The organism is Arthrobacter sp. NPDC058130 (genome assembly GCF_042884475.1).
Taxonomy (GTDB): Bacteria; Actinomycetota; Actinomycetes; order Actinomycetales; family Micrococcaceae; genus Arthrobacter.
Genome location: NZ_JBHVTV010000008.1, coordinates 33608 through 58486 on the forward strand (window position 1 = coordinate 33608; position 24879 = coordinate 58486).

Sequence of the window (24879 nt, forward strand, 5' to 3'; positions counted from 1 at the left end):
GGCCGCAACCCGGCCTATAGGCGTGAGTGTAGGCCCGCGGTTTCGGCGGAACAAGGGTCCTCAAGCGGACAGCAGAAAGCCCGACGGCGAGCATCGCCATCTGGCATTTTGTGTTCTCTCACGACCCCGCAAACTACCCGGCGCGATGAGCCATACAATTTACTTCGGCCGGATTCTCCGGTCAGTCTCAACTTGGGGGAAGGGGACTTCGTTGTCTCTGCACGAAAAGGTCCTTGCTCGGACGCGCATTGGCCGTCTGACCAGGGCAGTAGCCACAGCAGGGAGCACCGCACTGCTCGCCGGTCTTTTTATGGCTCCGGCAGCACAGGCGCAGCCGGTGGAAACGGCTGCCACGCCGGCAGCGGTTCGCCCGGGAACCGTCGCGGGGGTCAGCTGGATCAACGCCGTAGCCGGCAAACCCGTCCTCGGGCAGGCGCTGGAGCTAAGCGCGCCGGTACCAACGGTCAGCGGTATCGCCAAGGTGGGCCAGCTGCAAACTGCCAATGCAGGCACGTGGGCGCCGACCGGTGCCACGCTCTCCTACCAGTGGTACCGCGGAACGGCAGCCATCGTTGGCGCGGTCGGCCGCACCTACACCACCACTGCGCTCGAACACGGTAGGACGCTCAAGGTCAGGGTGCGTGCAGCCAAATCCGGCTACACAACGCTAGACGGCTACTCCGCGGCTCGCACGATTGCTGCCGGGACCATCGAGGCCACCAGTTCGCTGACGGTGATCGGAACCCACCGCCTTGGACAGACGGTGAAGGTTTCTCAGGGTTGGACTGCCGGTTCAACAATCCAGTACCAGTGGTACCGGAACGGCGTCGCAGTCAGCGGCGGGACCGGTTACGCGCTGTACCTTAACAGCGGCTACATCGGCGCCCAGGTGAACGTCAAGGTGACAGTCTCCAAAGCGGGATACACGACCCGCTCGGCCACCACTCCAGCCATCACGGTGGGCAAGGCCCTGATCACGTTGATATCGGCCCCGAAGATCACCGGAGCGCTGTCTCTTGGATCGACCCTGACGGCCGACGCCGGCACTTACGCACCGGCACCGTCAGCCTATGCCTACCAGTGGTACCGTGACGGCGCCGCGATCTCCGGCGCGCGCAACCGCACGTACGGCATCACTGCTGCCGACAACGGCCGCTCCATCACGGTCCGAGTGTCCGCCAGTCTGCTCTACCGGGATACGCGGGTCACTATGAGTCCGGCACTGAAACTGCCTGTTTGGGCTGTGACGGTACTTCGTGGTGACGGCACCTACCCTGTCGGAGCGCAGGTCAAGCCCGGCCTGTACAAAGCAACCGGGACCGGCACCGGATGCTACTGGGAAAGGCTCAGTGGCTTCACCGGCCAGCTGAGCCAGATCAACGCAAACTACTACGGGACCGCCCGGACATACGTCCAGATCCTTCCGGGAGACGTCGGATTCAGCTCCCGCGGCTGCGACTCCTGGACGACCGCCCCTTCCACCGGGGCCAAGTCGACCCGGATCACAACCGACGGCACCTACCGCGTCGGCATCGACATCCTGCCTGGCACCTACTACGGATACGGCGCCGGAGACTCCTGTTACTGGGAAACGCTCAGCGGTTTCAGCGGAGCTGACGACATCACCGAAAACTACTTCGGCGCGGCCCGGACCATCGTCACAATCCCGGCGGGAACAATGGGCTTCCAAGCCCGCGGCTGCGGCACGCTGACGCGCGGCTGACAAACGGACAACAGAAAGCCCGACGGCGAGTATCGCCGTCGGGCTTTCTGTTGTTTGGAATTGTCGAGGTGCTTTAGCGGGTGCTGCCCGCCAGGAGGCCCCTGCGGCGGAGGAGCCGCTTTTCGATCGGGGCGAACACGAGCAGTTCGATCAGGATGCCGACGCCGAGGATCAGCAGGATCGCGGACATCACGATGGTCATGTCGGACAGGGCGCGGCCCTGGTCCAGCATGGAGCCCAGGCCAAAGCCGATGGTGCCGCCGACGGCGATGATTTCCGCCGCCATCAGTGAGCGCCAGGAGAACGCCCAGCCCTGTTTGAGGCCGCTGAGGTACCCGGGCAGGGCTGCGGGCAGGATGATTTGCAGGGCCAGTTGGAGCCGGGACGCCCCCAGGACCTTTCCGACGCTGCGGTACTGCGGCGGGATCTGGTCCACACCGGAGATCAGCCCGTTGATGATGGAGGGGATGGCGCCCATGAACACCACGAAATACACCGTGGCGTCGGTCAGGCCGAACCAAAGGATGGCCGCGGGCACCCAAGCTACGGACGGCAGGACCTGCAGCCCGGAGATCAGCGGACCGAAGGCGCGCCGGAGAGGTGCCACCTGCGCCAGCAGGAGCCCCACCGGAGTCGCAATGACCACGCTGATCAGGAAGCCCACAACGCCGCGCTGCAGCGACGTCCAGACGGCCTCCTGCAGTTTGCCCTCGCCCCACAGGGTTCCGATCTGGCCAACAACATCCATCGGGCCGGGCACGATGTCCCGCCGTTTGAAGCCGAGCCAAACGTAAACCTGCCAGATGAGGACAAGCACCACCAGGGCGGCCACCGGGAGCAGGATCCGACTCCAGTCGATGCCGGCCTTGCGCGCGGCATCGGACTGGAGGGAGTCCAGACCCGACTCCAGCTGCCGCAGGTCTTCCTTGCCGGTGGAGGAACGGGTCAGCGCCGCGTGGACCTTGCGGGTCTCGGCCGGGGCGTCGGCGACAGCTTCGGCGACGGGGAGTTGGTTACTTGGCATGGCGGCGGATCTCCTCGCGTAGCCGGGCGGTGATGACGCCGGTCAGGTGGCCGGCCAGTCCTGCGTCGGTGCGGTGTTCCTCGGTGACGTGCCATTCCTGCACCACCCGGCCGGGCCGGGAGGAGAGCAGCAGCACGCGCTGGCCAAGCCGGACGGCCTCGCGGACGTTGTGGGTGACAAAGACGATAGTGCGGCCGGTTTCCTTCCAGATGCGTTCCAGTTCGTCATGGAGCAGGTCGCGCGTAATGGCGTCCAGGGCGGCGAACGGCTCGTCCATCAGCAGCAGCTGCCGGTCCTGGGCCAGGGAGCGGGCCAGGGCCACGCGCTGGCGCATGCCGCCGGAGAGCTCGTGCGGGCGCTTGTCCCCCGCGCTGCCCAGGTGAACGAGGTCGAGCAGTTCGCCGGCCTTGGTCCGGCACTCGGCCTTCCCGAGCCCGCGCAGTTTCAGGGCCAGTTCCACGTTTTCGCGGGCAGTCAGCCACGGGAAGAGGGCTGAATCCTGGAACATGAAGGCGGCGCCGTCGCTGGGCACTTCGAGGGCCCCCGACGTCGGTGCCTCCAGTCCCGCCATGATGTTGAGCAGGGTGGACTTGCCGCAGCCGGACGCACCGAGCAGGGCGACGAACTCGCCCTGCCCGATGGTGGCGTTGACGTCGTCCAGCACCGGGGCGCCGTCGCCAAAGCGCTTGCCCAGGTTTTCCAGTACGACTGGCATGGTCAGGTCCTAACTGTTGTTGCGGGTGGCTGGAGGCCGGGAGCTAGTCCTTGCCCAGTCCTTCGGCGGAAATCTTCTGGCCCGCCGCAGTCTCGCCGAGGACGGCGTTGAGCGCCGTTAGGTCGAAGATCCCGTTGATGTCGGCCGGTTTGGTGGTCCCGGCGTCGACGCCGTCCTGCAGAAGCTTCTTGTACGTCCCGGCGAGCGGGTCCGTGGTGAAGACAATGTTCTTCAGGGATCGGTCGATCACATCGGCCGGAAGCGCCGAGCCGGCCGCCGCCTTGAGTGCGTCGTTGAGGACCGTGGCCTTCTCGGCGGCGGGCGCCGCGTTGAGCCAGTTCACGGACTCAACGTGGCCTTTCAGGAGCGCCTGCACGGTGGCCGGGTGCTCGGCCGCGAACTTCTTGTTGACGATCAGGACGGTGGTGATGAACTCGCCCTTATCCCAGAGGTCCTTCTCGTCGACCAGGACCTTCGCGCCGGCCTGCAGTACCAATCGGGAGGCCCAGGGCTCCGGCAGCCACGCACCGTCGAGCTTGCCGTCCTGGAACAGCTTCAGGGTCTGGGCGTTCTCGGTGGGGTTGATGGCGACGTCGCCGCCGCCGTCAGTGGAGGTCTTGAGCCCCTGGTGGCCGAGCCACGCGCGCAGTGCCACGTCCTGGGTTCCGCCGAGCTGCGGGGACGCGAGCGTCTTGCCCTTGAGGTCGGCTGGTGAGTTGATGCCGGGCTTGACCACCAACTGAGCCCCGCCTGCCGCGGCGCCGGCAATGATGCTGACCGATTCGCCCTTGCTCTTGATGTAGGAGTTGATGGCCGGGTTGGGGCCGATGTACGTGGCGTCGATGGCGCCGGCGTTAAGCGCCTCGATCGCGGCCGGGCCGGCGTTGAAGGTCTGCGTGGTGAGCTTGGTTGCGCCAAGGTCCTTGGCGATGATGCCCTTGCTGGTGCCGACCAGGGCCGGTGCGTGGGTGATGTTGTTGAAGTAGCCGAGCCGCAGTTCGGTGGCCGGGCTGGTGTCCGCGGCGGCCACCGCCGGGGCGGCTTCCGGGCCGCGGGACAGCGAGGATGCCACGGCCGCGCCGGCGCCGATCAGGATCACGAGTCCGGCAACGAGGGCGATCTCCAGGGTGCGTTTGCGCTTGGGCTTTCCGGTCTCGCCGGCGACGATCCGGGTGGTGCCGGGTTGGGCGCCGGGCTCACGGCTTTCGGGTGTGGGTGACATGGGCTGAATCCTGTTCTGGGTCTGTGCGGAAAGGCCGGGCGGGGTGGTCAGCGCCGGCGACATCGCCCCCGAAGATCCCCGTCGAGAAGACCGTGGAACCGTTCCGTCGTCGTCATTCATTCACCATAGGGAGTGTCATAAACGCGGTTCAATGGCCCGGAAACCGGGGGTCACGCAAGTTCATGCAGCGTCATATTCGGCCGAAAAAGACGGCAGCCTGTTTCCTGGTCCGCGGCAATTGCTGCGGGCCGGGAAACAGGCTGTACCCGTGGGGATGGGCGTCAGATCGCGTAGCGCTCGTCTTCGTGGTCTCCCGGGTGGTCCTTGACCAGGCCGGCGGCAAGGGTGTTGCCGTCGAGCGGGTCGATCACCAGGAATGCCCCCGTGCGGCGGTGGTGCAGGTAGTTCTCCAGGGGCAGCGGGGCGGAAAGCCGGAGCTGCGCGTGCCCGATGTCGTTCAGCTCCAGGGTGGACGTCGGTTCCAGGCCGAAGCTGGCGAGGTCCACCTTGCCTGTCACGTTCCGGACCAGGGCCTGGACCGTGCGGGTGCCGTGCTTGACCAGCACCTTAGCGCCCTCGCGGAGCGGCTTGGGCGAGAGCCAGCACAAGGCGGCGTACAGGTCGGCGCTGGCTTCGCGGACGGTGCCCGCAGCCGCGATTGTGTCGCCCCGGGCGACGTCGAACTCGTCGGCCAGGCGCAATGCCACGGACTGCGGGGCGGCCGCCTCGGCGAGCTCGCTGCCCGCGAAGTCGATCCCGGTGACCGTGGTGGTGCGCGGGGCCTGACCCGGCGTCAGGATGCTGACCTGGTCCCCCACCTTGACCGAACCTTCGGTGATCTGCCCGGCGTAGGCGCGGTAGTCACGATAGGCCTCGGCGTCGAGCCCGCCGGCGATCGCGTCCGGCGCCAGCGCGCCCTGCGGCCGGATGACCAGCTGAACGGGGAAGCGGAAGCTCTCCAGGTGGCTTTCGAGCTCGTCGGCGGCCGGCAGGGTCTCGAGGACTTCCAGCAGTGCCGGCCCGGTGTACCAGGGGGTACGCCGCGAAGCGTCCACCACGTTGTCGCCGTCGAGCGCGGACACGGGGATGACCCGGAGGTCGGCGACACCGTCGGATCCGAGCCCGAGCTCGCGCCCGACCTGCTGGACGTCCGCCTCGATTGCGCGGAATACGTCCTCGCTGAAGTCCACGAGGTCGATCTTGTTCACCGCCACGATCACGTGGGCCACCCGCAGCAGCTGCAGCACGGACAGGTGCCGGCGGGTCTGCTCCAGGACACCCTTGCGGGCGTCGATGAGCACGACGACGGCGTCCGCGGTGGACGCGCCGGTCACCGTGTTCTTGGTGTACTGCACGTGCCCGGGGCAGTCGGCGAGGATGAAGCTGCGGCGGTCCGTGGCGAAGTAGCGGTAGGCGACGTCGATGGTGATGCCCTGCTCGCGCTCGGCGCGCAGGCCGTCGGTCAGCAGGGCGAGGTCGATCCCGCCTTTATCGCCGCCGAAGCCCCGGTCCGCGGACGTGCGGGCGACGGCGTCGAGCTGGTCGGCGAGGATGGCCTTGGAGTCGTGCAGGAGCCGGCCCACCAGCGTGGACTTGCCGTCGTCGACCGATCCGGCGGTGGCGAAGCGGAACAGGGTGGTGGGCAGCGCCGCGGACACCAGGTCCGGGTCCGGGAGAAACGTTTCCGTGCTCATTAGAAATAGCCGTCCTTCTTGCGGTCTTCCATGGCGGCCTCGGAGATGCGGTCATCGGCCCGGGTGGCGCCACGTTCGGTGATGGTCGAGGCGGCAACCTCAATGACGACGTCGCGCACGGTGGCGGCGGCCGATTCCACGGCGCCGGTGCAGGACATGTCCCCGACGGTCCTGTACCGGACGGTCTTGGTGATGACTTCCTCGTGTTCGCGCGGCTGGGAGACCTCGCCGACGGCGCGCCACATGCCGTCGCGGGCGAAGACCTCCCGGTCGTGGGCGTAGTAGAGACCCGGCAGTTCGATGTTTTCGCGCTCGATGTAGCGCCACACATCCAGTTCGGTCCAGTTGCTGATCGGGAACGCGCGGACGTGCTGGCCCACGGTGTGCCGGCCGTTGTACAGGTTCCACAGCTCGGGGCGCTGGTTGCGCGGATCCCACTGGCCGAACTCGTCACGCAGGCTCAGGATCCGCTCCTTGGCGCGGGCCTTGTCCTCGTCGCGGCGGCCACCGCCGAAGACGGCGTCGAACTTGTTGCGCTGGATCGCGTCCAACAGCGGGACGGTCTGCAGCGGGTTGCGCGTGCCGTCGGCACGCTCTGCCAGTTCGCCGGAGTCGATGAACTCCTGGACGGAGCCGACAACCAGCTTCAGGCCCAGCCGCTCCACGGTGCGGTCGCGGAAGTCGATGACCTCCGGGAAGTTGTGGCCGGTGTCGACGTGCAGCACCGGGAAGGGCACCTTGCCCGGCCAGAAGGCCTTGGTGGCCAGGTGCAGCATGACCACGGAGTCCTTGCCGCCGGAGAACAGCAGCGCCGGCTTCTCGAACTCGGCCACCACCTCGCGGATGATGTGGATGGCCTCGGACTCGAGGGTGTCCAGGCTGGAGAGGCGTGTGGAAACGGGAGCGTCGGTCACCTGTGTGGGCTCCTCAGTCAGGAAAGTGCTCATACGTGTAGTCCGCATTCTGTCTTGTCGGTTCCTGCCCAGCGGCCGGCGCGGGGGTCATCACCGGGCGCTACCCTGCGGGTGCAAGGCTGGCAGCCAATGGACGGGTAGCCCTGTGAAAGCAGCGGGTTGACGGGCAGGAGGTTGTCGTCGGAGTACTGCACCAGCTGGTCGAACGTCCAGGCCGCCACCGGGTTGACCTTGACCAGCCCGTTGGCCTCGTCCCAGGTGATCAGCGGGGTGTTGGTGCGGGTGGGGGCCTCGTCGCGGCGGACTCCGGTGAACCAGAGCTCGTAGCCGGCGAGGGTGCGGCGCAGGGGCGCCACCTTGCGCAGGGCGCAGCACTGGGCTGCGTCGCGGGCGAAGAGGTCCTTGCCCAGGAGCCGGTCCTGCTGCTCCACGGTGTTCTCCGGGAGGACGTCCACCACATTGACGTGCAGGTTGGCTGCGACCTCGTCGCGCGTCGCGTACGTCTCCGGGAAGTGGTAGCCGGTCTCGAGGAACAGGACGTCGACGCCGGGCAGCTGGTCCGCGACGAGCGCCGGAAGGACGGCGTCGGCCATGGAGCAGGCGACGGCGACCGTGGGCAGCTCGAAGTTGCGGGCCACCCAGGCGATGACATCGCGGGCCGGGGCGTCCCAGCCGAGCTCGGCGGCGCCGGCCTCGGCGATGGCCTTGAGCTCGTCGTGGGAGCGGAGTGCAACCGTCACTGCAAATCACCTTCCTCGGCTGTGTGGGCCCATTCGGCGAAGGTCTGGCCTTCGGCGCGGTCCGCCACGAACTTCCGCACCACGCGTTCCACGTAGTCCGGCAGGTCCGCAACGTAGACCTTCAGGCCACGGACGGTACGTCCCAGGCCGGCCTCTTCGCGGTCCGACGAAGCCAGTCCGCCGCCGAGGTGGACCTGGAAACCGGGGCTGGGGTCGCCGTCGGGCGTGGGGAGCATCATGCCTTTGAGTCCGATGTCCGCGGTCTGGATGCGGGCGCAGGAGTTGGGGCAGCCGTTGATGTGCAGGGACAGCGCGTGGGGCAGCTGGCCGCTGTCCGCAAGATCGGCGAGGCGGCGCTCCAGCTCGGCGACGGCGGTGGCCGCCGTGACCTTGGTCTCCACGATGGCCAGCTTGCAGTACTCGATGCCGGTGCAGGCGATGGTGCCGCGGCGGAACACGGACGGCCGGGCGGAGAGGCCCAGGGCGTCGAGCTCTGCCACGAGCGGCTCAACCTCGTCCTTGGGCACGTCCAGCACAACCAGCTTCTGGTGCGGGGTGGTGCGCAGGCGGTGGGAGCCGCGGGCCTCGAGGGTGTCCGCGAGCTTCACCAGCTGCGCTCCCGAGAGGCGGCCGGCAATGGGCGTGGCGCCGATGAAGAACTTGCCGTCCTTCTGCTCGTGCACGCCCACGTGGTCGCCCGGGGTGGACGGCTTCGGTGCGGCGGGGCCGTCGGCCAGCTTGTAGCCGAGGTATTCGTCCTCGAGGATCTGGCGGAACTTCTCCGGTCCCCAGTCGGCCATGAGGAACTTCAGGCGCGCCTTGGTGCGCATGCGGCGGTAACCGTAGTCGCGGAAGATGCTGGTGACGCCGAGCCAGACGTCGGCGGCCTGCTCGGGCGTGACGAAGGCGCCCAGGCGCTTGCCCAGCATCGGGTTAGTTGACAGCGCGCCGCCGGCCCAGAGGTCGTAGCCGATGCCGAGTTCGGGGTGCTTGACGCCGACGAGGGCGAAGTCGTTGATCTCGTGCACCACGTCCTGGCTGGGGTGGCCGGTGATGGCGGTCTTGTACTTGCGCGGCAGGTTGGACAGCAGCGGGTTGCCGATGAACCGTTCGCCCAGCTCGGCGATGAGCGGGGTGGGGTCGATGATTTCGTCCTTGGCGATGCCGGCCACGGGCGAGCCGAGGATGACGCGGGGAACGTCGCCGCAGGCCTCGGTGGTGGACAGGCCCACACCCTCCAGCCGCTTCCAGATCTCGGGGACGTCTTCCACGCGGATCCAGTGCAGCTGGATGTTCTGGCGGTCGGTGAGGTCGGCGGAGTCGCGGGCGAAGTCGACCGAGATGTTGCCGATGACGCGAAGCTGCTCGGTGGTGAGCGCACCGCCGTCGATCCTCACGCGCAGCATGAAGTACTTGTCTTCGAGCTCGTGCGGCTCAAGCGTGGCGGTCTTGCCGCCGTCGATCCCGGGCTTGCGCTGGGTGTACAGCCCCCACCAGCGGAAGCGGCCGTGCAGGTCCTGGCCCGGGATGGAGTCGAAGCCGTCCTTGGAATAGATGGACTCAATACGCTCGCGGACGTTAAGGCCGTCGTCTTCCTGTTTCCAGGTTTCGTTGGCGTTCAGCGGCGTGGTTCCGTCGACCTTCCACTGGCCGTGGGGCTTGGCGGCGGGCCGGGAGGCACGGGCCGGGCGCGAGGGCTTGTCCGTGGACGCTCCGGCTAGAGCTGTATCAGTCATGCATCGACTGTAGGGGTGCCCGTAATGCCGTCACAAAGGGTCGGAAACGGGAAGTCACCTAGGGAAACATTTCGTCACGAACCGCCGTAAAGCCTTGATCGATCCAGGCGGCTGTGCATCGGCGGGGACCGTCAGGCCGGCGACTGGGAGGCTGCGGCCAGCGCCGCGTCGTAGCGTTCCAAAGCAATTTCGGCGAGGACCGGCGAGGGCAGCAGCGGCGCCGTCACCAGGTCCGCGCCGGCCTTGGCCAGTTGGTCGTGGAAGAAGCCGGGCGCCAGCAGGTAGGAGGCGATGACCACCCGCCCGCCCAGGTCCACCGCCCCGGCCGACTCCCCTGCGCCGGCACCGCCGGCGGCCTCCTCGCGGAGCATGGCGACGGCCTCCGGGACCGATGGCTTGGCGGAGGCGCCGTAGCCGGCCACGATCCGGTTGGACCGCAGGGCACGGAGTTGCTCGGCGAGTTCCTCGACATTCTTGGCGGCGCTGGGATCGGAGGAACCGGCGGCGGCGAGCACCACGGCGTCGTTGTCCGTCACACCGGCCTCGCGCAGGCGCTGGTCCAGCAGCGCCGCGAGCCGCGGGTCCGGCCCCAGCGGCGCAGCGGCAAGGGTGTCCGGCCGGCTCTTCACGGCCCGTGCGATGTCCACCTTGACGTGGTAGCCGACGCTGAGCAGCAGCGGCACCACGACGGCGCCCTCCCCCGCCGGAAGTCCCGCGACGACGGCCGGCAAGTCCGGGTCCTGCACGTCGACGTAGGCCTCGCGGACGTCCAGCCCTGGACGGAGCCGGGCGATGCCGTCCCGGAGCGCGTCGACCTCCGCGGCTCCGTGCGGACTGGACGTGCCATGGGCGCAGGCGATCAGGATGGGGCTATTCATAGCCGTTAGCGTAACCTTGGAGCCGCCCTATCCGCCCCCTTGTTATCGACCGGGACGCTTCATGACCTTCTCCTTCAGCCTTGTCCTGGTCTGGCTCGAACTTGCCGGAGTCTTCTTCTTCGCGGTCTCCGGCTCGCTGCTCGCGGCCCGGAAACAGTTCGACCTCATCGGCTCGCTGCTCCTGGCCTCGGTGGTGAGCCTGGGCGGCGGCGTCATCCGGGACATCATCCTGAACACCGGGCCGCCCGCGGCGTTCACCAACCCGGCCTACCTGGCCCCTCCCCTCCTTGCGACGGTGCTGGTCTACTTCCTGTTCTCCAGCGTCCAGCGGTTCACCTCGCTGCTGGTCCTGTTCGACGCCGGCGGGCTGGCCCTCTTCTGCATCACCGGCACGTTGAAGGCCCTGGCCGCCGGGATGAATCCCGTGGCGGCCGTTCTCCTGGGGGTCACGACGGCGGTGGGCGGCGGCCTGCTGCGGGACATCACGGCCAACGAGGTGCCGCAGCTTTTCGACGCTCGGGATCTGTACGCCGTTCCGGCGTTCGCCGGGGCGACTGCGACCGTGGTCCTGTCCCTTACGGGAGCCTTCACCGGCGTCACGGCCTGCGCCGTCGCCGCCGTCGTCTTCGCCTTCCGGATCGCCGCCTGGCGGCTCCACTGGCGCCTTCCGCTGGCGGTCCGCGGCTGGCACCGGCTGGGCCTGGACAACGCGGAAAACGACCGCTGAGGATTAGCTAGGATAAGACCATGACTGACATGTTCCTCGAGAAATTCCGCGCGCTTGTCCCGAAGTATCTCGAAGACGAATGGCAGGAAGAGGATGGCCTCGCGGCCGAAGAGCTTGACGCCGCCCTCGCCGAACACCAGTTCCAAGTCCCGCTGGTCCTGCGCGAGTTCTACCTCGCCGTCGGCGGCTGCGAGGACATCATGGAGGCCTACCACTACTTCTGGGACCCCGAAGAGCTCGAAGTCGATGACGAGGGCTTCCTCATGTTCCTCGAGGACGAGGAAGAGCAGTTCACCTGGGGTTTCCGCGTGGGCGACCTCAGCATCCCCGATCCCATCGTGTACCGCCGCAACAACGCCCGCGGCCAGTGGAAGAGCGAAGAGGGGACCTTCTCCGAATTCGTCTTCGACATGTTCGAGTGGGCCTTCAACGACGATGACGAAGACTAGGCCTGGGGCCACGCCCCATTAGGTTCCGGTCCCGGCGGATTCTCCCCATGTTTGGCGTCCCGCACCGGAGTGTCCGGGCAAACCGCCGGTGATTTTCGGCGTCGGAGGTTCATACCTGAGGAAACTCAGCGGAGGACGCGGCCGCGGAGCACCTGCCATACCTCATCGACCACCTTCTGCGGGTTGTGGACCACGTCCTGGTACCCGTAGCGCAGCACGGCGTAGCCGGTCAGGGTGCTGGCGTTGTTCCGTCCCCGGTCCTTCTTGACCTGCGCCCGCTCAAGACGGGTGCTGCCGTCGATCTCCACGATCAGGAATCCCTCCAGCAGGAAATCCACGATGCCGATCCCGGGCAGCGCCACCTGCGTCTGGGTGTAGATTCCCTGGCTCCGGAATAGCAGCCTGGCCACGACCTCGATGGCTGAGTCCGCCGTGCCGTCGACCAAATCCAGGACTGCGCGGGCGGCCCCGTTGCGGTTTCCCGGCAGCCGTTCGCTCAGGTAGTCGAGGGTCGTGCGGCCCTGCAGCAGGGCGCTTTCCACCATGACGGCGGCCTCCACAGCGGACAGGCACCGCAGCGCGTGGAGCAGGGTATCCGTCAGACTGGCCACGGGCAGCGGGAACTCCGGCGGCACAGCACTGCCGCGGTGGATGACTGCGCCGGCCGCTGACCGTGTGCGCACAGCAGGTGCAGCCGCTCGGGCTCATGGAGGCGCCATAGGCCATGGAACGGCGCGGCGGAGGCGCAGCAGACCAGGCCGTTCGCGAGCACGGCGGCAACCAGGTCAGGAACGGCGCCCTCCAGAGCCACTACTCCGTGGCGCAGCCGTGACATCTCCCCCGCAGCCACGGCATTCCTGATGCTCCGCGCCGAGAAGCCGGCCCGCAGCAACGTCCCGGTCCGGGCAACCGAGCCGGCGTACTTGAGGTAGGTGGTGAGGTCCATGAGGAAAGCACAGCCCCGGACCGCGCGCACCAACAGCCGTGTTGGCATGTATGTGGAAACTTCCGGCACCGCGCTCCCCGGCATGGCCGCCGGTTTTCCCCAGTTTTGACGGCGTCCGACGGCGCGTCCCGCCGCCGGGCCGGTGTGTCCCGCAGCTCTCCGTTCAAATATGGGGAAACTCCGCGCGACAACGTTGGCACAGGCTAGAAATCTTTTGACAAATATTTAACAGAAAGGGCTGGACGCTGTGACATATCTGTCATAGACTCATTTCTGGGTTCACCAAATGCCTCCGGTGGATCTGATGCGAACGGAGAAATCGCCCCGGTTCGGCACAACGGAAGACTCGAACGTTGTGAGGAACCGGGGCCATTCCGTTTAAGAATCGGCAAGCCCGATGCGCCCGGCCGGCGGTGCCGGCAGAACCGGCATCGATGGCGGGGAACGCCGTCCAGCCGGTGCCAGGCGGCGGGGACGCCGTCCAGGCGGGCAGCGCGAGCCAACCGGACCAGACAGGGAACGGACACAAAAGAGCGGTCCAAGACAAACCCGTCCTGGACCGCTCACCCGTGCCCTCCTGACAAGGAACACCTACATATCAGCTGCTGCGGTCCACTACCGCGTGCGCGAAGCTGGTCAGCGACGCCTTCACGACGCCTTCGGGCAGCGGGGCAAGCGCGGCAATCGCCTCATCGGCCCAGGCGCGCGCCACCACCCAGGACTGCGCGGTGACGGGGTGCTCGCGGAGTCCGGCCACGGCCGCGGCCAGGGCCTCGTCGGAGCTGAGGTCGCCGTCGATCAGCGTCAGCAGTTCGACGGCGGACAGGTCACCCTCGCGGGCCGCGGTGCGCAGCAACAGCACCGGCAGCGTCGGGACGCGTTCGCGCAGGTCGGTTCCTGGAGATTTGCCGGACTTGACCTTGATTCCGGTGACGTCGATGACGTCGTCGGCGAGCTGGAAGGCGACGCCCACTTTCTCGCCGTACTCCACCAGATGGGCTTCGTAGGACTCGTCGGCGCCGGAGAAAATGGCGCCCAGCTGGCCGGAGGCCGCCACGAGCGAGCCGGTCTTGTCCGCGATGACGGACAGGTAGTGCGCCAGGGGGTCCTCGTCCGGACGGGGTCCCACGGTCTCGTGCAGCTGGCCGAGGCAGAGCCGTTCAAAGGTCCGGGCCTGGATGCCGAGCGCGCGGGAGCCGAGCTCCGAGACCAGGATGGAGGCGCGCGCAAAGATGAGGTCACCGGTCAGGACCGCGACGGAGTTGCCCCAGACTTCGTGGGCCGTCGGCGCCCCGCGGCGGAACGGCGCGGAGTCCATGACGTCGTCGTGGTACAGCGTGGCAAGGTGCGTCAGTTCGACGACGACGGCGGCCTGCACAACGGCGGGCAGGGAGGCGTCGCCAAGGTGGGCGCACAGCAGGGTCAGGAGCGGGCGGATGCGCTTGCCACCGGCTTCCACGAGGTGACGCGACGTTGCGTCAGCCAGGGGATCGGAGTTGGCGATGGCTTCGCGCAGCCTCTTCTCGACGCGCGCCAGGTTAGTGGTGAGCGCGGGACCCAGTTCGGGGTCGCCCGCAATGGCCGCGAAGCCCGCCGGCAGTTGGAGGCCCGTGGCGATCGCCGTGGTGGTGGGGGCTGGTTCAGAGCTCGGCAGGCCGTGTCCGGCGTGCGTCCAGCTTTGGTCTGCAGAGTTGGTCACGGGTTAACCCTAACTTTTGTTGCGGAAACCGCGGAGTTGGTATCGGAGTGCGGAACGCTGTCCGTGGCGGACTTTGCCTGATTGGACCCTGCTTGGTTGGACGCTGCCTGGTTGGACGTGGCAGGTACCAGGGATTCCAGGACCCGGATGACCCGGTCCTCGAAGCCCTTGGCGGCGGGATCGGTGAGGTTGGCCAGCATCCGCACCACGAAGCGCATCAGCACAGGGATAGGCATGCCCGTCCGCAAGGCCAGTTTCATGACGGCCGGCTTGCCGATCAGGGCGGCGAACGCCCGGCCCAGCGTGAAGTGCGAGCCCCACTGCTCCCGCACGTAGTCGGCGTACCGCGCAAGGTGCGCGTCGGCGTCGGCCACACCCCAGCCCGCCGACGCTGACCGGGCAGCGCCGTCGATGATGAATTCGGCCGCAAAGCGGGCGGATTCCATGGCATAGGAGATGCCCTCGCCGTTGAACGGGGACACCATGCCGCCGGCATCGCCCAGCAGCAGCAGCCCCTGCGAGTAGTGCGGGGTGCGGTTGAAGCCCATGGGCAGCGCGGCGCCGCGGATCTCGCCCACCTGGTTGTCCGGGGTGAAGCCCCACTCGGCGGGCATGCCGGCCGTCCATTCGCGCAGCACCTGCTTGTAGTCCAGCTTGCCGAAGTCCTTCGAGGAGTTCAGGATGCCCAGGCCCACGTTGGAGGTGCCGTCGCCGACGCCAAAGACCCAGCCGTAGCCGGGCAGCAGTTTGCCCTCGCGGCCGGGAAGCTCCAGCCAGCCCTCCATCCAGTCGTCCTCGTGCCGGGGGCTGGTGAAATAGGTCCGCACGGCCACGCCGAGCGGCCGGTCGTCGCGCTTGCGGATGCCCAGCGAGACGGCGGTGCGCGCGGAGTTGCCGTCCGCGGCGAGGACGACGTCGGCGCTGAAGTCGCGCGTTTCGCCCGTCTTGCGCCCGGACTCATCCAGCAGCGCGGCGCGGACGCCGGTCACCCGGCCGTCCTCGGAGTGGAGCGCCTCGGTGACGCTGTGGCGTTCCTGCACGACGGCGCCCGCGGACCGGGCGTGGCGGGCCAGCTGCTCGTCGAAGCCAAGCCGGGTCCGGATCAGCCCGTACTGCGGGAAATCGGAGACCTCGGGCCAGGGCAGTTCGATGGTGCGGCCGCCGGCGATCAGGCGCAGGCCCTTGTTGCGGCGCCAGCCCTCGCTTTCGGGATGCGCGAGTCCCAGCTTCTGGATCTCGCGGACCGCGCGCGGCGTCAGTCCGTCGCCGCAGACCTTCTCGCGGGGAAAGCTGGTTTTCTCCAGCACCGTGACGTCAATGCCGGCTTTGGCAAGGTAGTAGGCGGCAGTGGAACCGGCCGGTCCCGCTCCGACGATCAGTACATTCACGACGCGTATCGGCTAACGCCCGGGCCGGGTGATGTTGCGGCGCAGCTTGGCCACGGGTCCGGTGTGGGCGGCCAGAGCGGCAGCTCCGCTGGCGGGATTGGTTGCCGGGCCGGCCAGCGGCTTCTGGGCCCGGTGCACGGCGACGATGCCGCCGCTGAGGTTGCGGTAGGTGACGGATTCCCAGCCGGCTTCCTGCAGCCAGGCCGCCAGGTGGTCCTGGTCCGGCCAGGCGCGGATGGACTCGGCCAGGTAGACGTAGGCGTCCGGGTTGGACGAGACCTTAACGGCGATGGCCGGCAGGGCCCGCATGAGGTATTCGGTGTACATGGTGCGCCAGAGCGGCACCACGGGCTGGGAGAACTCGGCGATGACCAGCCGGCCGCCGGGCTTGGTGACCCGCAGCATCTCGGCCAGGGCCTTCTTGGGCTCGTTGACGTTGCGCAGGCCGAAGGAGATCGTGCTGGCATCAAAAGTGTTGTCCGCGAACGGCAGGCGGGTGGCGTCCCCGGCGATGAAGTCGATGTCCGGGCGGCGGCGCTTGCCGACTTTGAGCATGCCCAAGGAGAAATCGCAGGCGATCACGTTAATGCCGGCGTCGGCATACGGCTCGCTGGAGGTGCCCGTGCCGGCAGCCAGGTCCAGCACCCGCTGGCCGACCGAAACGCCGACGGCATCGACCACCACCTTGCGCCAACGCCGCGTCTGCCCCATCGACAGGACATCGTTGACGACGTCGTATTTGGGGGCGACGTCGTCAAACATCGTGGCTACTTCGTCCGGACGCTTATCCAAGGATGCTCGGTTCACCATGTCATTGTCTCAAATGATCGGCTCGCCCACGAACGGGCCGCCAATCAACGCCGCTTTCACCTGCGGCAACGGCCGCGCCCGCCGCGCGCAGGCCCCATCGGCCGGTGATTATCCACCGCAGGGCGATCACGGGCTAGTGTTATGCCATCATGACGAGCACGTTCCGCACCTTGACAGTCCCCCTCGATGCCGAAACTTTCCCCGGGGGTCTGCCGTCGTTTCTGGTCCGGGAGGATGTCCTCTGCTGGACCCGCCGCGAGGCCGGGCTGGTGGGCTTCGGCGAGATCGCCCGGTTCACCGCCACCGGCCCCGAGCGCTTCCTCGAGGCGGACATCTGGTGGCGCCATCTGGTCCTGGAGGCGGACATCGAGGACGCCGTGGACTGCCCCGGCACCGGTCCGGTCGCCTTTGGCTCGTTCGCCTTCTCCAAAGCCTCAGCCCACGAGTCACGCCTGCTGGTCCCCGAAATCGCCGTGGGGCTCCGTGACGGCCAGGCCTGGCTCACCCAGTTGACGTTCGACGACGGCGAGCTCACCGAGGCCGGCGCCCGCGCTGCCCTGGACCGCTGGCTGGGCAGCGCCAGCGCTAATACCGGCGCCGGGTCCGACAGCGCCGTGGCGGACGACCCGGTGCCGGTGCCCGCGCAGGTGGGTGGCGCCGTCGTACGCCCTTTGACGCTGGCTGCAGGGGCAACCCTGCACACAGGTTCCCTGACCGAGGAAGCCTGGATGGCCGCCGTTGCCGCGGGCGTCGAGGAGATCCGGACCGGCGCCCTGGAGAAGCTGGTGCTGGCGCGGGACATCGTGGCCACCGTCCCCACCGGCGTCAATGCCGCCCAGGTGCTGCGCGAATTGTCCGCCCGCTACCGTGAATGCTGGACCTACGGCGTGGACGGGCTGGTGGGGGCCACGCCGGAGATGCTGATCCAGGTGGAGGGCCGCACCGCACAGGCCCGCGTCCTGGCGGGCACGCTGGACCGCCGCGACGCCGACGGCATGGCGGGCTCCCCGCTGGAATTCGCCGAACGCGTGCTGGCCGGCTCCGAGAAGCAGCGGCACGAGCACGACATCGCCATCCAGTCCCTGACCACGCAGCTGGCCCCGTTTTCCGAGGCCATGAACGCGCACAGCGAACCGTTCATCCTGGAACTGCCCAACGTGTGGCATCTGGCCTCGGATGTGAAGGCTGAGCTGGCCGAGGTGGAGGGCCACGTCCCCACCTGCCTCGCGCTGATCAATGCACTGCACCCGACCGCTGCCGTCTGCGGCACCCCCACCACCGTGGCGGGCGCCCTGATCCGGCAGCTTGAGCACCTGGACCGCGGCCCGTATGCCGGTCCGGTCGGCTGGCTGGACGCGGCAGGCAACGGCGAGTGGGGCATCGCACTGCGCGGCGCCGTCATCGAATCCCCGCAGACGGTCCGGCTGTACGCGGGTTGCGGCGTGGTGGATGGCTCGGTGCCCGAGACCGAGCTCGCCGAGACGTGGGCTAAGTTCCGCCCAATGCTGGAGTCGCTCGGCATCAGCAGCTAGCCTGCCACGCATGACGCTCCGGGGCGAGCCGTTGCAGGTCGCGCGGACCCCCGACGTCCCGCTACCGACTCCTGCTGTGACAGGAATCCGGGATCACAGACAGATCGGGCATTGGGGTTATTGCATTTCGGTCTGGTTTAGTTATCCAATAGTGAAACTTAGTTTTCTGTGACGCACATCTCATGTTCGGCGCTACACTATAACCGGCCTCGTTACCATCCCTCCGGCAACAAAAGGTAAGAAAATGCAGATTTCCCGTTCGTTCCTGAGCAACCCCAGGCTTAAGACGGCAGCAGTCCTGGCCGTCGGTGCCCTGGCCCTTTCGGCCTGCACCAACGCCTCCGAAACCGGTGGCAAGGGGGCAGCGTCGCCTTCCGGCAGTGCCGCGGCCAGCTTTGACCCCAGCACCGTCCAGAAGGACGACGCGCTGGCCGCCATGGTGCCTGAGGCAATCAAGTCCAAAGGCACCCTGACCGTGGGCTCGGATACGTCCTACGCCCCCGCGGAATTCCTCGGCACCGACGGCCAGACCGCGGTGGGCTACGACGTCGACATCGCCAAGGCCATCGGCGCCGCGCTGGGCCTGAAGGTCCAGGTCCAGACGGCCGAATTTACGGGCATCCTTCCGGCCCTGGGCCCGAAGTACGACCTCGGGATCTCCTCTTTCACGATCAACCCGGAGCGGCTCGCCGCGGTGAACATGGTCAGCTACTACAAGGCCGGCACCGGCTGGGCCGTGCAAAAGGGCAATCCGAAAAAGGTCTCGCTGGATGACCTCTGCGGCAAGTCCATCGGCGTGCAGACCGGCACCATCCAGGAGGATCCGGACCTCTCGGGCCGCAACAAGAAGTGCGTCGACGCGGGCAAGCAGCCCATCAACATTGTGACGCTCAAGACCCAGACGGACATCACCACCCGCCTGGTCAACGGCAGCATCGACGCGATGGCGGCCGACTCCCCCATCATCGGTTACGCGCTGACCCAGACCAACGGCCAGCTCGAAAAGCTCGGCGAGGTCTACGACGCTGCCCCCCAGGGCATCGCCGTCGCCAAGTCCGACACTGCCCTGGCCGACCTCGTCCAGAAGACCGTCACCAAACTGATGGAAGACGGTTCCTACAAGAAGATCCTTGAGGGCTGGGGCGCCGCTGACGGTGCCATCACCACGTCCCAGGTCAACCCGGCGGCGACATCTTGAGCATTCCCACAACCGGACCGACAGCAGGGGCACAGATGGACAGCCATCAGGACGCTCAAGCAGCACCGGTACTGAACAATGCAGTACCGGTGCGGCACCCTGGACGCTGGATCAGCGCCGTCATCATCGTCGGCGTCCTTGTCGCCTTCCTGCAGAGCCTGTTCACGAACCCCAACTTCCGCTGGGACGTCGTGGGCACCTACATCCTGGACACCAAGGTGGTTCAGGGCGTGATGTGGACCTTGTTCCTGACGTTTGCCTCCATGGTCTTGGCGATCGTCCTGGCCATCCTCCTGGCCTTCATGCGGCAGTCCGACAACCCTGTGTTCCGCTGGTCCAGCTGGACCTGGGTCTGGTTCTTCCGCGGCACCCCTGTGTACACCCAGCTGCTCTTCTGGGGCCTGGCCACTGTTCTCTATCCGACAATCGTTCTCGGCATCCCGTTTGGTCCGGCAGCCATCACCTGGGTGACCTCGGATCCCACGCACGGCCTGATCCCGGCCATCCTTGGCCTGGGCCTGAATGAGTCCGCGTACCTCGCGGAGATCTTCCGGGCCGGCCTGAAGTCCGTGGACAAGGGCCAGAGTGAGGCCGCCGAGGCACTCGGCATGACCAAGGGCAAGATCATGCGGCGGATTATCCTGCCGCAGGCCATGCGCGTCATCGTTCCGCCGACAGGCAACGAGACCATCGGCATGCTGAAGACCACCTCCCTGGTCCTGGCCGTGCCGTTCACCCTGGATCTGACGTTCGCGACCAACGCCCTCGCCAACCGGATTTACCTTCCGATTCCGCTCCTGATTGTCGCCGCGTTCTGGTACCTGCTGGTGACCAGCCTGCTGATGGTGGGCCAGCACTTCATTGAGGCGCACTACGGCAAGGGCGTGGACAACCGGGTTCCGGCGCCCGTCAACCCCGCGGCAGCCAAGGCCGCCGCGGCCGTGGCTCCCAGCGCCGACGCCGAGCCGGACCTCAAAATGAACTTCCCCGAGGAGGAGGCGAAATGACGATCACCACTGAGAAACCACTGGTGCAGATTGAGGGCCTCCACAAGTACTACGGCCACCACCACGTGCTGCGCGGCATCGACCTGACCGTCAACCAGGGCGAGGTTTCGGTGGTGATCGGCCCGTCCGGTTCGGGCAAGTCCACCATGCTCCGCTGCGTGAACCTGCTCGAGACCATCAGCGCGGGACGCATTTCCGTCGGCGGTGAGCTGATCGGCTACCGCGAGGTCAAGGGCAGGCTCCACGACCTGAAGACCAAGGAAATCGCCGCCCAGCGCCGCGAGATCGGGATGGTCTTCCAGCGGTTCAACCTGTTCCCGCACAAGACGGCCATGCAGAACATCATGGAAGCTCCGATCCAGGTCAAGGGCCAGTCAAAGGCCGTGGCCCGGAAGCGGGCCCTGGAACTGCTGGACCGAGTGGGGCTCGGCGACCGTGCCGGCCACTACCCGTCCCAGCTCTCCGGCGGCCAGCAGCAGCGCGTTGCGATTGCCCGGGCCTTGGCCATGGACCCCGAGCTCATGCTGTTCGATGAGCCCACCTCGGCGCTCGACCCGGAGCTCGTGGGCGATGTCCTGAACGTGATGAAGGACCTCGCCAAGTCCGGCATGACCATGATCGTGGTGACCCACGAGATCGGCTTCGCCCGCGAGGTCGGCGACCGCCTGACGTTCATGGACGGCGGCGTGGTTGTGGAATCGGGCGATCCCCGCGAAGTCCTGGCCAACCCGCAGCACCCCCGCACCAAGGAGTTCCTGAGCCGGGTGCTGTAATTTCGACATTCCGCACCGATTAAGGACAGCCGCTACGTGGATCCACGTGGCGGCTGTCCTTTTTCGTAGCGGAAACCTGGGCTACGTCAGCGGGAGGCCTTCCACGGCCGTGGCCACTGCGGCCCGGATGGCCCGGTGCAGTTCCCCGAGCCGGTGCCGGTCCGTGCGCACTTCGATGATGCTGCGGCCCGCCAGCGGCTCGGACAGCGCCTTGGCGAGTTCCGCCGTCGTGCCTACCGAGTGGTGCGCGACGCCGTATGCCGCGGCCAGCGCGGCGACGTCCACCTGCTGCGGGGTGGCGAATAGACGTTCGACGGCGTCGCCGTAGCGCCCCGCCGCGGCCACTGCGCCGTGCTCCAGGAGCCCGAAGATGGCACCGCCGGCGTCGTTGAGCACCACGATCCGGAGCTGGGGTTCGGCCTCCCCGGCGCCGAGCAGGAGTCCCCCGGCGTCGTGCAGGAACGTCACGTCCCCCATGAACACGGTGGTTTCCTGGCGGCCGCCCAGCGCGATGCCCGTGGCGGTGGACGTGGTGCCGTCGATCCCGGCCAGGCCCCGGTTGGCGAACATGGTGGCCTGCGGTTCCGCGGGCGGCGCCCCGGCGAGGTCCACGTCGCGGATCCCGTTCGAGGAGCCCAGCACCAGCTGTCCGCGGGCGTGCTTCCAGACCTCTGCACCGACGGACGGGCCGGTCGCGGCGGGGGATGCGGCCAGGATCAGGTCCACGGCGTGCTGCGCGGCGGCTCCTGCCAGCAGCCAGGCATCGAGCCACGCGGCAGCCCCGCGGCCGGCGAACTCGGCCAGGTCCGCCAGGGTGTCCAGCGGCAGTTCGGTGCGGCGGCCGGGTTCGTACCAGGCCACCGGGACGGGCTGGTACAGGGCCGAGGGGACATCCGCCCGTTCCAGCAGAGCGCTCACCGGCCGGGAGAGCGTCGGCCGGCCGAAGAGGACCACGCGCTCGATCGGTTGTGCGGAGTCCGCGCCGAAGTGGTCGATCAGCAGCCGGTAGGGCCCCACTGCGTTGGGGCCGAACCGGGCGTTGGAGGACGGTTCGGCCAGCAGCGGCAGGCCGTGCGCGCGGGCGAATGCCTCGGCGACCGGACCGGCGTCGTGCCCGGCCAGCACCACCGTGCGCCGCTCCGGCAGTGCCGCCGACGCGGCCGGAAAGTCCAGCGCCAGGGGGTTCCGCGCGGCCCGGTAAACGCCGTGTCCGGCCGCGACGGGCAGCCCGTCGCCCACGGCCGGGACCAGCGGATCGCGGAAGGCCAGGTTGAGCTGGACAGGACCGGGAGGCGCGTCCTCAAAGGCCCCGGTGGCCGCGCTGAGGGCCGTATCCACGGCGCGCCGCGGATCGCTGCCCGCGGGAACATCGACGGCGAACCGCACGTGCTCGCCGAACAGGTCCAGCTGAACGGTGGTCTGGTTCGCGCCGGTCCCCCGCAGTTCCTCGGGCCGGTCGGCGGAGATGACCACGAGCGGCACGGCGGCGTGGTTGGCTTCCATGACGGCCGGCAGGAGGTTGCCGACGGCGGTCCCCGACGTGGTGAGGACGGCGGCGGGGGCCCCGTTGGACAAGGCGAGGCCAAGCGCCGTGAAGCCGGCCGACCGCTCGTCGATCCGGACCAGCAGCTCAACCCGTCCGGCGGCCTCGGCCTCGGCCAGGGCGTAAGCCATGGGCGCCGAGCGCGAACCCGGGGACACCACCACCTGGCGCACACCGGCGTCGAGCAAGGTATCGACGGCGATCCGCGCAGCCTCCACCGCGGCAAGGCCGCCGGGCGTGGACGGGGCGGGCGCGGAATCCGCCGGACTCACATGTTCTCCGGCGTTTCGATGCCCAGCAGCTCCAGGCCACCGGACAGGCGGCGCAGCGCGAGCGCGCACAGGGCCAGCCGCGAGTCCCGCACGTTCTCCTCGGCCTTGAGCACCGGGCACTGGTCGTAGAAGGTGGTGAACAGCTGCGCGAGCTCGAAGAGGTAGCCGCAGAGCCGGTGCGGCTCAAGGGCTTCCCGCACCTTGTTCAGCGTCGCGTCGAACTCCAGCAGGTGCAGGGCGAGGGCACGTTCTGCGGGTTCGACGACGGCGATCGCCGTCGCGGGCCCGCTTTCGCCCGCTGCCTCGGCTGCCGGGGTCACGACTGCGGGCGCGCCGCCGTCGATACCGCCGGTGATCTGCTCCAGCACCCCGGCTTTGCGCAGGATGGAGCGGATCCGTGCGGCGGCGTACTGCACGTAGGGTCCGGTGTTGCCGCTGAGGGCGAGCATGCGGTCGAAGTCGAAGACGTACTCAGTGTCGTGGCCGGTGGAGAGGTCGGCGTATTTGACGGCGCCGATGCCCACCTGGCGGGCGGTCACGGCGCGTTCCTCCTCGCTGAGCTCGGGCCGGCTCTCGTCGATGACGGCGCGGGCGCGGTCCACGGCCTCCTCGAGCAGGGCCATGAGCTTCACCGGGGCACCGGAGCGGGACTTGAGGATCTTCCCGTCCTCACCGAGCACGTTGCCGATCTGCACATGCACGGCCTCCACCGTGTCCGGCAGCCAGCCCGCGTCCCTGGCGCTGGCCATCACCATGCGCAGGTGGACGTTCTGCGGGGCGCCCACGACGTAGAGGATCCGGTTGGCCTCGAGGTCCCGGACCCGGTAGCGGATGGTGGCGAGGTCCGTGGTGCCGTAGCCGTAGCCGCCGTCGGATTTGCGGATGATCAGCGGCAGCGGCTGCCCGTCGCGGCCGCTAAAACCGTCGGGGAAGGTGCAGAGGGCGCCGTCGCTGATCCGGGCGAGGCCGCGGTCCTCCAGTTCCTGGCACAGCTGTGCCAAATGCGCGTCGTAGGAGCTTTCGCCGGCGATGTGGTCGTCGGTGAGGCTGATCCCCAGGGTGGAGTAGATGGCGTTGAAGTAGCGCTTGGACTGCGCGACGAGCCGCTGCCAGACGGCGAAGGTCTCGGCGTCGCCGCCCTGCAGGGCAACCACGCGGAGCCGGGCCCGGGTGGCGAATCCTTCCGCGTCGGTGGCCGAGGCATCGAACTTGGCCCGGGCGGCCTGGTAGAACGCGCTGGGGTCCTCAACCAGCAGCGCCGCCTCCGGGGAGTCCTCGCCGATCTCGAGCCAGTGTTCGATCAGCATGCCGAACGGTGTGCCCCAGTCCCCGATGTGGTTCTGCCGGATCACGGTGTCGCCAAGAGCTTCGAGCACCTTGACGAGGCTGTCGCCCACCACGGTGGTGCGCAGGTGGCCGACGTGCATTTCCTTGGCCACGTTCGGGGAGGAATAGTCGACGACGACGCGTTGCGGTGTGGCGGCGGGCGTCACCGCCGTGGCCGGGGACGCGGCCTGGACCGACTCTGCGTTCAGCAGTTCCTCGATCCACGTTCCGTCATAGCTGAGGTTGATGAAGCCGGGCCCGGAGATTTCCACGCTGGTGCAGATGCCGTCCAGATCAAGGGCCTCCACGATCTTTGCGGCGGCGTCCCGCGGCGGCAGGCCGGCCTTCTTGGCCAGGGCCATGGCGGCGTTGATCTGGATGTCGGCGAACTGGGAGGGCCTGACCACCGGGTCCGCCTGCCGGAACTCTTCGCCGAACGCAGTGGCAATTGCAGCCTGGACTCTGGGGACAACCAATTCGGCCGGATTATTCACAGTCCCAAATTATCAGTTCGTGCCTCACCCCGACGTTCCCTCACTTCCGGCCCCCAACCGGGGGACGCT

The 24879-nt window shown here is 67.9% G+C and carries 22 protein-coding genes; 7 read left to right on the forward strand and 15 right to left on the reverse strand.

From position 1 onward, the window contains the following. The first annotated feature begins 337 nt into the window (after positions 1-337). Positions 338-1723, forward strand: coding sequence for a hypothetical protein (locus tag ACFVTM_RS14260; RefSeq protein WP_390204129.1), 1386 nt, complete (start codon positions 338-340; stop codon positions 1721-1723). 73 nt (positions 1724-1796) lie between these two features. On the opposite strand, the gene ACFVTM_RS14265 is transcribed toward ACFVTM_RS14260, so the two are convergent. The 8 genes from ACFVTM_RS14265 to ACFVTM_RS14300 all read right to left on the reverse strand — a co-directional run bounded on the left by ACFVTM_RS14265 (position 1797) and on the right by ACFVTM_RS14300 (position 10646). Continuing rightward, positions 1797-2747, reverse strand: a complete 951-nt coding sequence (locus tag ACFVTM_RS14265; RefSeq protein WP_390204130.1) for an ABC transporter permease — start codon at positions 2745-2747, stop codon at positions 1797-1799. Then, complete coding sequence (locus ACFVTM_RS14270; RefSeq protein ID WP_390204131.1) at positions 2737-3462, reverse strand: ABC transporter ATP-binding protein; 726 nt, start codon at positions 3460-3462, stop codon at positions 2737-2739. The genes ACFVTM_RS14265 and ACFVTM_RS14270 overlap by 11 nt, the downstream gene beginning before the upstream one ends. A gap of 43 nt (positions 3463-3505) precedes the next feature. Continuing rightward, a complete protein-coding gene (locus ACFVTM_RS14275) occupies positions 3506-4684 on the reverse strand; it encodes an ABC transporter substrate-binding protein (RefSeq protein ID WP_390204132.1) in 1179 nt (392 codons plus the stop codon). Positions 4685-4965: 281 nt separating this feature from the next. Next, complete coding sequence (locus tag ACFVTM_RS14280) at positions 4966-6378, reverse strand: sulfate adenylyltransferase subunit 1 (RefSeq protein ID WP_390204133.1); 1413 nt, start codon at positions 6376-6378, stop codon at positions 4966-4968. After that, positions 6378-7325 carry a sulfate adenylyltransferase subunit CysD gene (gene cysD / locus ACFVTM_RS14285; protein WP_229995877.1) on the reverse strand — a complete coding sequence of 316 codons (948 nt, stop codon included), beginning with the start codon at positions 7323-7325 and terminating at the stop codon, positions 6378-6380. Before cysD ends, ACFVTM_RS14280 begins: the two co-directional genes overlap by 1 nt. Further along, complete coding sequence (locus ACFVTM_RS14290) at positions 7322-8032, reverse strand: phosphoadenylyl-sulfate reductase (protein ID WP_390204134.1); 711 nt, start codon at positions 8030-8032, stop codon at positions 7322-7324. The genes cysD and ACFVTM_RS14290 overlap by 4 nt, the downstream gene beginning before the upstream one ends. After that, positions 8029-9768, reverse strand: a complete 1740-nt coding sequence (locus ACFVTM_RS14295; protein ID WP_390204135.1) for a nitrite/sulfite reductase — start codon at positions 9766-9768, stop codon at positions 8029-8031. Before ACFVTM_RS14295 ends, ACFVTM_RS14290 begins: the two co-directional genes overlap by 4 nt. Before the next feature lie 131 nt (positions 9769-9899). Next, positions 9900-10646 carry a sirohydrochlorin chelatase gene (locus tag ACFVTM_RS14300; RefSeq protein ID WP_390204136.1) on the reverse strand — a complete coding sequence of 249 codons (747 nt, stop codon included), beginning with the start codon at positions 10644-10646 and terminating at the stop codon, positions 9900-9902. Between the two features lie 61 nt (positions 10647-10707). Between ACFVTM_RS14300 and ACFVTM_RS14305 the strand changes: the two genes are divergently transcribed. Both ACFVTM_RS14305 and ACFVTM_RS14310 read left to right on the forward strand, forming a co-directional pair. Next, entirely contained in the window at positions 10708-11373 is a 666-nt protein-coding gene (locus tag ACFVTM_RS14305; RefSeq protein ID WP_390204137.1) for a trimeric intracellular cation channel family protein, read from the forward strand. A 20-nt stretch (positions 11374-11393) separates the two neighbouring features. After that, positions 11394-11822, forward strand: coding sequence for a hypothetical protein (locus tag ACFVTM_RS14310; protein ID WP_390204138.1), 429 nt, complete (start codon positions 11394-11396; stop codon positions 11820-11822). 125 nt (positions 11823-11947) lie between these two features. Here ACFVTM_RS14310 and ACFVTM_RS14315 read toward each other — a convergent pair whose 3' ends face one another. The 5 genes from ACFVTM_RS14315 to ACFVTM_RS14335 all read right to left on the reverse strand — a co-directional run bounded on the left by ACFVTM_RS14315 (position 11948) and on the right by ACFVTM_RS14335 (position 16662). Beyond that, positions 11948-12433, reverse strand: coding sequence for an endonuclease domain-containing protein (locus ACFVTM_RS14315; protein WP_390204139.1), 486 nt, complete (start codon positions 12431-12433; stop codon positions 11948-11950). Continuing rightward, the gene (locus ACFVTM_RS14320; RefSeq protein ID WP_390204140.1) at positions 12421-12768 is read right to left on the reverse strand and encodes a hypothetical protein; all 348 of its coding nucleotides are present in this window, start codon (positions 12766-12768) and stop codon (positions 12421-12423) included. The genes ACFVTM_RS14315 and ACFVTM_RS14320 overlap by 13 nt, the downstream gene beginning before the upstream one ends. Before the next feature lie 598 nt (positions 12769-13366). After that, positions 13367-14467 (reverse strand): polyprenyl synthetase family protein, encoded by a 1101-nt coding sequence (locus ACFVTM_RS14325; protein ID WP_390204141.1) that lies wholly within the window; start codon positions 14465-14467, stop codon positions 13367-13369. Further along, entirely contained in the window at positions 14464-15855 is a 1392-nt protein-coding gene (locus ACFVTM_RS14330; protein WP_390204142.1) for a geranylgeranyl reductase family protein, read from the reverse strand. The genes ACFVTM_RS14325 and ACFVTM_RS14330 overlap by 4 nt, the downstream gene beginning before the upstream one ends. 12 nt (positions 15856-15867) lie before the next feature. Further along, positions 15868-16662: a demethylmenaquinone methyltransferase gene (locus ACFVTM_RS14335; RefSeq protein WP_390204307.1), complete on the reverse strand. Its 795-nt coding sequence runs from the start codon at positions 16660-16662 to the stop codon at positions 15868-15870. Positions 16663-16814: 152 nt separating this feature from the next. Here ACFVTM_RS14335 and ACFVTM_RS14340 point away from each other — a divergent pair, with 152 nt between their 5' ends. The 4 genes from ACFVTM_RS14340 to ACFVTM_RS14355 all read left to right on the forward strand — a co-directional run bounded on the left by ACFVTM_RS14340 (position 16815) and on the right by ACFVTM_RS14355 (position 21175). Next, positions 16815-18197 (forward strand): isochorismate synthase MenF, encoded by a 1383-nt coding sequence (locus tag ACFVTM_RS14340; RefSeq protein ID WP_390204143.1) that lies wholly within the window; start codon positions 16815-16817, stop codon positions 18195-18197. A gap of 244 nt (positions 18198-18441) precedes the next feature. Further along, positions 18442-19395: an ABC transporter substrate-binding protein gene (locus tag ACFVTM_RS14345; protein ID WP_390204144.1), complete on the forward strand. Its 954-nt coding sequence runs from the start codon at positions 18442-18444 to the stop codon at positions 19393-19395. Between the two features lie 35 nt (positions 19396-19430). Further along, entirely contained in the window at positions 19431-20402 is a 972-nt protein-coding gene (locus ACFVTM_RS14350; RefSeq protein WP_390204145.1) for an amino acid ABC transporter permease, read from the forward strand. Then, positions 20399-21175: an amino acid ABC transporter ATP-binding protein gene (locus tag ACFVTM_RS14355; RefSeq protein ID WP_390204146.1), complete on the forward strand. Its 777-nt coding sequence runs from the start codon at positions 20399-20401 to the stop codon at positions 21173-21175. The genes ACFVTM_RS14350 and ACFVTM_RS14355 overlap by 4 nt, the downstream gene beginning before the upstream one ends. Positions 21176-21256: 81 nt before the next feature. Here the strand turns inward: ACFVTM_RS14355 and menD are convergent, their stop codons facing one another. Next, on the reverse strand, positions 21257-22990 hold the full coding sequence (gene menD / locus ACFVTM_RS14360; RefSeq protein WP_390204147.1) for a 2-succinyl-5-enolpyruvyl-6-hydroxy-3-cyclohexene-1-carboxylic-acid synthase: 1734 nt from the start codon (positions 22988-22990) through the stop codon (positions 21257-21259). Further along, the gene (argS, locus tag ACFVTM_RS14365; RefSeq protein ID WP_390204148.1) at positions 22987-24810 is read right to left on the reverse strand and encodes an arginine--tRNA ligase; all 1824 of its coding nucleotides are present in this window, start codon (positions 24808-24810) and stop codon (positions 22987-22989) included. The genes menD and argS overlap by 4 nt, the downstream gene beginning before the upstream one ends. Positions 24811-24879: the final 69 nt, after the last annotated feature.

Excerpts from the sequence above, each read along its gene's own strand:
- ACFVTM_RS14265 (WP_390204130.1), bottom strand. The coding sequence starts at position 2,747 with ATGCCAAGTAACCAACTCCCCGTCGCCGAAGCTGTCGCCGACGCCCCG.
- ACFVTM_RS14270 (WP_390204131.1), bottom strand. The coding sequence starts at position 3,462 with ATGCCAGTCGTACTGGAAAACCTGGGCAAGCGCTTTGGCGACGGCGCC.
- ACFVTM_RS14275 (WP_390204132.1), bottom strand. The coding sequence starts at position 4,684 with ATGTCACCCACACCCGAAAGCCGTGAGCCCGGCGCCCAACCCGGCACC.
- ACFVTM_RS14280 (WP_390204133.1), bottom strand. The coding sequence starts at position 6,378 with ATGAGCACGGAAACGTTTCTCCCGGACCCGGACCTGGTGTCCGCGGCG.
- cysD (WP_229995877.1), bottom strand. The coding sequence starts at position 7,325 with ATGAGCACTTTCCTGACTGAGGAGCCCACACAGGTGACCGACGCTCCC.
- ACFVTM_RS14295 (WP_390204135.1), bottom strand. The coding sequence starts at position 9,768 with ATGACTGATACAGCTCTAGCCGGAGCGTCCACGGACAAGCCCTCGCGC.
- ACFVTM_RS14300 (WP_390204136.1), bottom strand. The coding sequence starts at position 10,646 with ATGAATAGCCCCATCCTGATCGCCTGCGCCCATGGCACGTCCAGTCCG.
- ACFVTM_RS14305 (WP_390204137.1), top strand. The coding sequence starts at position 10,708 with ATGACCTTCTCCTTCAGCCTTGTCCTGGTCTGGCTCGAACTTGCCGGA.
- ACFVTM_RS14310 (WP_390204138.1), top strand. The coding sequence starts at position 11,394 with ATGACTGACATGTTCCTCGAGAAATTCCGCGCGCTTGTCCCGAAGTAT.
- ACFVTM_RS14320 (WP_390204140.1), bottom strand. The coding sequence starts at position 12,768 with ATGGACCTCACCACCTACCTCAAGTACGCCGGCTCGGTTGCCCGGACC.
- ACFVTM_RS14340 (WP_390204143.1), top strand. The coding sequence starts at position 16,815 with ATGACGAGCACGTTCCGCACCTTGACAGTCCCCCTCGATGCCGAAACT.
- ACFVTM_RS14345 (WP_390204144.1), top strand. The coding sequence starts at position 18,442 with ATGCAGATTTCCCGTTCGTTCCTGAGCAACCCCAGGCTTAAGACGGCA.
- ACFVTM_RS14350 (WP_390204145.1), top strand. The coding sequence starts at position 19,431 with ATGGACAGCCATCAGGACGCTCAAGCAGCACCGGTACTGAACAATGCA.
- ACFVTM_RS14355 (WP_390204146.1), top strand. The coding sequence starts at position 20,399 with ATGACGATCACCACTGAGAAACCACTGGTGCAGATTGAGGGCCTCCAC.